Origin of the sequence: Paenibacillus solisilvae (genome assembly GCF_042656405.1) — a bacterium.
GTDB lineage: Bacteria > Bacillota > Bacilli > Paenibacillales > Paenibacillaceae > Paenibacillus_Z > Paenibacillus_Z solisilvae.
Map to the genome: position 1 here is coordinate 37,592 of NZ_JBHSOW010000057.1, position 6,942 is coordinate 44,533.

Here is a 6,942-nt window from a genome sequence, read left to right on the forward strand (position 1 = left end):
TGTCGGCTAACCGCCGCTTGGTCAACTCAAGTTATGCGCTTAAAGCGGGCTTCATCCGCCGCTCTCGCCCTTAATCAGGGATGGACTACAGGACTACATAATTGCAGCCATAATGGCTTTCTGAGCATGCAGACGATTCTCTGCCTGGTCGAAAATAATCGAGTGTTTGCCGTCGATAACACCCTCGCTCACTTCTTCGCCGCGGTGCGCAGGCAGACAGTGCATGAAGAGATAATCGCTCTTTGCGTACTTCACAAGCGCTTCATTGACTTGATAGTTTGCAAAAGCAAGCTCCCGCTCCTTCTGCTCCGCCTCAAAGCCCATGCTCGCCCATACGTCGCTGTACACAATGTCCGCATCCGCAATGGCTTCCTTCGGATCCCGGCAAATATGAATGGTGGAGCCCGTCTCCGCAGCATGCTCCTCGGTCAGCTGAATGATATCCTCATCCGGCTCGTAGCCTTCCGGAGTTGCTACGGAAATATGCATGCCGAGCTTGGCGGCACCCATCATCAGAGAGTGCACCATGTTATTGCCATCGCCGATATAGGCGATTTTCAAGCCTTCGAGCCGGCCTTTATGCTCAAGCACCGTCTGATAGTCGGCAAGCGCTTGACAAGGATGGGCCAAATCCGTCAGCCCGTTAATAACCGGGATCGTAGCGCCGCGTGCAAGCTCAATAACCGTGCGATGCGCATAAGTACGGATCATGATGCCGTCCAGGTAACGCGATAATACCTGCGCGGTATCCGAAATCGTTTCTCCACGGCCGATCTGCAGATCATTGCCGCTTAGAAACAGCGCATGTCCGCCGAGCTGGTACATGCCTACTTCGAAGGAAACACGGGTACGCGTGGAAGACTTCTCAAAAATCATTCCAAGTGTTTTGCCCTGAAGCGGGTGGAAGATCTCGCCCGCCTTCTGTTTGTTTTTAAGTTCTATGGCAAGATCGATCAAGTAACGAACTTCCTCCGGCTTGTAATCGACAAGCTCGATGAAGTCACGCCCCCTCAAGTTGACCGCCAGCTCTTCCTTTAATAATGTCATGGTCGTTCCTCCTTCTGTAGTCGCTGCCTATGGATTACACAATAATGGACGCGAGTATGTTAACCGCCTGATCAATTTCCGCATGCGTGACCAGCAAGCTAGGCAGCAGCCGGACCACGTTCGGTCCTGCACTGACAACCAGAAGTCCGCGCTTCTGACCTTCTGCAATGATATCTGCTACAGGCTTCGTGCATACAATCCCGATCATCAGCCCTTTGCCGCGAATGGTTGTAACGACAGAGTTGCCGGCGAGCTTCTCCTGAAGCTGCTTGTGGAGGTATTCACCGACCTCAGCCGCGCGCTCGGACAGACGATCACCAACGATCGTTTCGACGGTCGCCTTCACAACCGCGGTCGCAATCGGCGTTCCGCCGAATGTGGAGCCGTGGCTGCCTGCCGTGAAAGCCGGGATGAGCTCCGCTTTGGCCAGCATCGCGCCGACCGGGAAGCCGCTGCCCAGCCCTTTTGCCAAGGTGAAAATATCCGGTTCAATCCCGTAATGCTCAAAGGAGAACAGCTTGCCTGTACGGCCCATACCGGTTTGAATCTCATCGACGATAAGGAGCAGACCGCGCTCTTTGCAAAGCTTGTTAATATAATGCACGAAAGCCGGGTCAACCGGGATAACGCCGCCCTCTGCCTGTACCATCTCAATCATAATGGCAGCTGTGTTATCGCTAATAGCCGCCTCCAGAGCCGCTTTATCATGCAGCGGAACGTAGCGGAAGCCCTCCGGCAGCGGGCCGAAGCCTTCTTTTACCTTCTCCTGCCCCGTTGCAGTCAGCGTCGCCAATGTCCGTCCGTGGAAGGATTGCTCGAACGTAATGATTTCGCTGCGGCCATTGCCGAGCACCTTTTGGTGATAACGCCGGGCGAGCTTGATCGCCGCTTCGTTGGCTTCCGCGCCGGAATTACAGAAGAACACCGCGTCCGCGCTGCTGTTATCGGTTAACAGCTTGGCCGCTGCCTCTTGATTCGGGATGTGAAACAGATTGGATACATGCCAGAGTTCATCGAGCTGTTTGACCAGTGCTTCCTTCACTTTCTTCGGTGAATGTCCGAGGTTCGTGACCGCAAGACCGCACATGAAATCTAAGTATTTGTTGCCTTTATCATCCCACAGATAGCTGCCTTCGCCTTTGACAAGCGCAATCGGATATCTGGCGTACGTAGGAAATAGCGAGCTCGCATTCGATCCGCCAGCTGCAGAATTCGATGCCCCGTCCAATACCGATGATGCCGCCGCTTTGTTCAAGTCGCTCATTATCAATCACCTCTCTTGTTATGCTTGCACAATACGCGTGCCGATTCCGCCTTCCAGAACCGCTTTGCTCAGCACGCCAGGCTCGTCGCCATTAACGATAATAACCTCTCGCACCTTGCCTTGGATGCATTTAACAGCCGCCCGCACCTTCGGAATCATGCCGCCATAAATTTCTCCGCTGGCGATCATCGCATCGATTTCTTCAACAGTGACCGTAGGAAGAACCTTCTTCACGCCGTCGACCGTCTTTAGAATTCCGGGTACATCCGTGACCACAATCATCCGCTCGACGCCAAGATGGGATGCTACCGCTCCAGCTGCCGTATCCGCGTTAATGTTGTAGCGCTGACCTTGTTCATCAATGCCGATCGGCGCAATGACCGGTATGTAGCCCATCCCCATAATACCCTCAATTACCGCCGCATTCACATCGGTCACATCGCCTACAAAACCGATTTCAGCCGAATTCGCGACCGGTTTCGCGATGATCAGCTTGCCGTCCACACCGGACAGCCCGATGGATTTGGCGCCGCTCTGCTGGATTTTGCGAACAATCTCTTTATTAATCCGTCCGGCAAGCACCATCTCGACAACATCCAGCACCTCGTCGCTGGTCTTACGGAGTCCGTTTACAAACTCACTCTCAATGCCAAGCTTCGTCAGTGTCTCCGAGATTGCCGGGCCTCCGCCGTGCACGATAACCGGCTTCACATTACGCTCTTGAAGACCTCTCAGATCATCGAAAAAAGATGCCGGCAGCGCTGCAAGCGTACTGCCGCCGCATTTCATTACAAATCGCTGTTCCACGTTAGTCGTCCGCTCCTCTTTGCTTCAGTCCGGATTATGTGCGGTATGCTGCATTGATGCGCACATAATCATAAGTCAGGTCACAGCCCCAACCGGTTGCTGTGCCTTCGCCCATGTTCAGGTCAACGTGAATAACCACCGTATCGCCCTTCAAATAAACAAGCGCCGCTTCCTCGTCAAACACAACCGGACGCGACTGTGTAAGTGTGACGATATCGCCAAGGCGGATATCGACGGTCTCCGGGTTGACGGGCTGACCTGCACGTCCAATTGCTGCGATAATACGTCCCCAGTTCGCATCTGCACCGAATACGGCGGATTTGACAAGGGACGAACCGATAACGGTCTTCGCAATCGCCTGAGCCGCTTCGTCACTCACCGCACCGCGCACCTGAACCTCGACGAGCTTCGTTGCCCCTTCACCGTCTCTTGCGATCGCTTTGGCCAGCACTTCACATACATAGCGAAGACCTGCTGCGAAAGCTGCAAGATCCGGATGGCCTTCTTGCAGCTCTTGGTTCTCGGCCAGGCCGCTCGCCATGGCAACAAGCATATCATTCGTACTTGTATCGCCATCAACGGTAATCATATTGAAAGTCAGATCTGTCGCCTGGCGGAGCAGCTTATGCAGCGTTTCGCTGCCGATTGCCGCATCTGTCGTGACAAAACCGAGCATCGTTGCCATATTAGGGTGAATCATGCCTGAACCTTTCGATGCGCCCGCAATATGGACGGTCCTGCCATCAACGGTAACCGACACGCAAACTTCCTTCTTGACCAGATCTGTCGTTAGAATCGCTTGGCAAAAATCATCCGCTGCTTCGTAGGTCGATCCCAGCCGTGCAGGGAGCTCGGCGATACCGCCGCGAACGCAGTCCATCTTAAGCAATTCGCCGATGACGCCTGTCGAGGCAACTGCGACATGCTCCGCTGGAACACCGATCGTTTCGGCAAATTTACTGCGCATTTCGTAAGCGTCGGCTTCACCCTGCTTGCCTGTGCAGGCATTCGCATTGCCGCTGTTGACGACAAGCGCGCGCAGTACGCCGCCAGCCCCTATACTGTCCTTCGTTACTAGAATCGGCGCTGCCTGAAATACGTTGGTCGTGTAAACGCCAGCCGCTGCAGCAGGCACCTCACACACGATAGCGCCCAGATCATGGCGCGTTGTTTTCTTCAAGCCGCAGTGCAGGCCGGCAGCTTTAAAGCCCTTCGGGGTCGTGATTGAGCCTTCTGGCACGACCGTGTAGGCTGGTGTTGAATTCCCCTGTCCCATTGTTTGTTCAAGTCTCCTTCGACTAATCTCGTTATTCATGACCGCATCGCCCCATGGTAATGATGGATAGCTGTGCGGTTGCTGTTACAGGTATGGTTATGGGTAAGCCGGCACAAACTGCAGACCAAGCGTTTCATCAAGACCCAGCATGAGATTCATATTCTGGATCGCCTGCCCCGCAGCACCCTTCACGAGATTATCGATGACCGATACAATCGTGACGCGGCCTGTTCTCTCATCGACAGAAAAGCCGATATCGCAATAATTGGAACCCCAAACTTCCTTCGTAGACGGCCAGATCCCTTCAGGACGAATACGGACGAATGAACGCCCTTCATAATAGCTGCGATAGAGAGAGATAAAATCCTCGTTTGACTTCATGCCGTTCACTTTGGCATACATCGTGCTCATTATGCCGCGTGTCATCGGAACGAGATGAGTTGTAAAAGTGGTGACAACCGGCTCTCCGGCAATATCCGTGAGAACCTGCTCGATTTCGGGAATATGCTGATGTTTATTTATTTTATAAGCTTTGAAGTTTTCATTAAGCTCGGAGTAATGCGTGCCCAGACTAGCGCCGCGTCCTGCGCCTGATACGCCTGATTTGGCATCGATAATAATCGTAGAAGGATCAATAAAGCCGGCTTTAACCGCTGGAATAAGCCCAAGCAGTGTAGCTGTCGGGAAACACCCCGGATTGGATACGAAATCCACCCCGCGTACAGCCTCCCCATACACCTCTGCAAGACCAAACACCGCCTGATCAATATAACGCTGGTCCGCAGCTTCTTTCTTATACCACTTCTCGTATTGATCACGAGACTTCAACCGGAAATCACCGGAAATATCAATGACCTTCAAGCCCGCTTCGAGCAGGGAAGGCACTAATTTCGCGGCAACGCCTGCCGGAGTTGCAATAAAGACGACATCCGCTTTGCTCTTAATAAGAGCCGGGTCAACATCATCCAATAGATCGGTGCGAATCTCGGTCAAATGCGGATATCCTTCCGCAATCGGCGCTCCTGCACTTGAGGATGAAATGACCGATGTCACTTCTGCCTGCGGATGACTTGCGAGCAGCCGAATGAGCTCTACGCCGCCGTATCCGGTCGACCCGATAATCGCTACTTTCACTTTCGAACTCATAATTGTTCTCTCCCATCCGTACTTGCTGGCTCCCTGTTGTTTCCATCCTTCATTGTACACGATTTGGACGGGCAGAGAAATCAGCTTTTGCTTTGTATTATTATACAGTCGTATTCATATAAATACAATAATAAAATCATTGCGTTTCTCCCGCTTACTCCGTGCAATTTAAGGTAAATTAAACCCTTCACCCAGTACTTCGGTCGTATCGCTAATGATAACAAAAGCGCCTTCATCCACCGATCGGACAAGCTGCTTCAGCTTCGATACTTCCCCCCTGCCGACGACAACCATGAGCACCGTTCTCGCTTCGCCGGTATACCCGCCTTTTCCGTCAAGCTGAGTCAATCCGCGGTCCAAATCATGAAGCACCGCTGCAGTGATTGCCGCCGGCTGATCCGAAATAATAAAAGCCACTTTGGACACGGCCAGCCCCGTCTGGACAAAATCAATCGTTTTGCTCGTTGCGAATAAGCCGACAAGCGCGTAAAGAGCGTTTTCCGGTGCGATCAGAATACCTGCTGCCGCAATCACGACCCCATCGAAGCATGCAACAGCCAGGCCAAGCCGCAGACCGGTGTACCGGTGAAGCAGCTGTGCAGCCAAATCCAAGCCGCCGGTCGAGCTGCGCCCGCGGAATACAAGGCCAAGGCCGGCCCCGACACCAATGCCGCCGTACAGAGCAGCCAGCATCGCATTATCAGTGAGCGGCTTAAAGTGTGAAGTCAGCAGCACAAGCAGCGGCAGCAGGAACGAGCCTAATGCCGTTTTCAGTGCAAACCGTTTGCCGAGCAGCCAGAGCCCTAGGAAAAAGAGAGGTACGTTAATGATCCATTGGGTGTAAGCAGGCGGAAATCCCGTTATCCGCTTGACCAGAATCGAGATGCCAGATACACCGCCTGAAGCGATCCCAAGGGGCACTAAGAAGATATTAAAACTAGCCGCAATTATAAAGGAACCTGCCACGAGCAGCAAAAAGCTTATCGCATACTCGGCTTTCGGCCCGATCTTTCTTGTGCGTTTTTCCTTGCGTCCTGAGGAGTTAACCGCCCGCGTACGGTTATGATCTTCATGTTCAGTTCCTTGATTCTCATTATGTAGATTAGTGTCTGACTGCTCTGGCATCGCTGCTTCATCGCCCTTCCCTCTAGAAGAGACGCCGGTCGATGACTTTCGCCCGGGCCGCTGAGTTTCTTCTTCTTAGAATGACCAGAAAAGGCAAAAAACTTTTGATGATTTTAAAACGGGGCTTTTTCCAAAATTCAGTTTTGGAATTTTCATCGCCTGCAGTGCAGGTCATATTTGAATGTAAAAAAACCTTCATTGGTCATACCCTGGTCATACCCCTGTCAAGTAGACATTAGAAAAAAGCTATGCTGCCAGCGCGCACCGGTATTCAATC

Annotated in this window: 6 protein-coding genes; all 6 read right to left on the reverse strand. The window is 52.7% G+C overall.

The window, feature by feature from the left end; translation table 11 throughout:
- Positions 1-93: 93 nt before the first annotated feature.
- On the reverse strand, positions 94-1,047 hold the full coding sequence (argF, locus tag ACFPYJ_RS15535) for an ornithine carbamoyltransferase (RefSeq protein WP_379189069.1): 954 nt from the start codon (positions 1,045-1,047) through the stop codon (positions 94-96).
- 34 nt (positions 1,048-1,081) lie between these two features.
- Complete coding sequence (locus ACFPYJ_RS15540; RefSeq protein ID WP_379189070.1) at positions 1,082-2,311, reverse strand: acetylornithine transaminase; 1,230 nt, start codon at positions 2,309-2,311, stop codon at positions 1,082-1,084.
- Between the two features lie 18 nt (positions 2,312-2,329).
- Positions 2,330-3,118, reverse strand: a complete 789-nt coding sequence (argB, locus tag ACFPYJ_RS15545) for an acetylglutamate kinase (RefSeq protein ID WP_379189071.1) — start codon at positions 3,116-3,118, stop codon at positions 2,330-2,332.
- Positions 3,119-3,152: 34 nt separating this feature from the next.
- Positions 3,153-4,394 (reverse strand): bifunctional ornithine acetyltransferase/N-acetylglutamate synthase, encoded by a 1,242-nt coding sequence (argJ, locus tag ACFPYJ_RS15550; protein ID WP_379189072.1) that lies wholly within the window; start codon positions 4,392-4,394, stop codon positions 3,153-3,155.
- A 96-nt stretch (positions 4,395-4,490) separates the two neighbouring features.
- Entirely contained in the window at positions 4,491-5,540 is a 1,050-nt protein-coding gene (gene argC / locus ACFPYJ_RS15555; protein ID WP_379189073.1) for an N-acetyl-gamma-glutamyl-phosphate reductase, read from the reverse strand.
- Positions 5,541-5,708: 168 nt separating this feature from the next.
- Positions 5,709-6,665 carry a YitT family protein gene (locus ACFPYJ_RS15560; RefSeq protein WP_379189074.1) on the reverse strand — a complete coding sequence of 319 codons (957 nt, stop codon included), beginning with the start codon at positions 6,663-6,665 and terminating at the stop codon, positions 5,709-5,711.
- Positions 6,666-6,942 lie beyond the last annotated feature (277 nt).

Coding starts and splice junctions, on each gene's coding strand:
- argF (WP_379189069.1), bottom strand. CDS start 1,047: ATGACATTATTAAAGGAAGAGCTGGCGGTCAACTTGAGGGGGCGTGAC.
- ACFPYJ_RS15540 (WP_379189070.1), bottom strand. CDS start 2,311: ATGAGCGACTTGAACAAAGCGGCGGCATCATCGGTATTGGACGGGGCA.
- argJ (WP_379189072.1), bottom strand. CDS start 4,394: ATGGGACAGGGGAATTCAACACCAGCCTACACGGTCGTGCCAGAAGGC.
- argC (WP_379189073.1), bottom strand. CDS start 5,540: ATGAGTTCGAAAGTGAAAGTAGCGATTATCGGGTCGACCGGATACGGC.
- ACFPYJ_RS15560 (WP_379189074.1), bottom strand. CDS start 6,665: ATGCCAGAGCAGTCAGACACTAATCTACATAATGAGAATCAAGGAACT.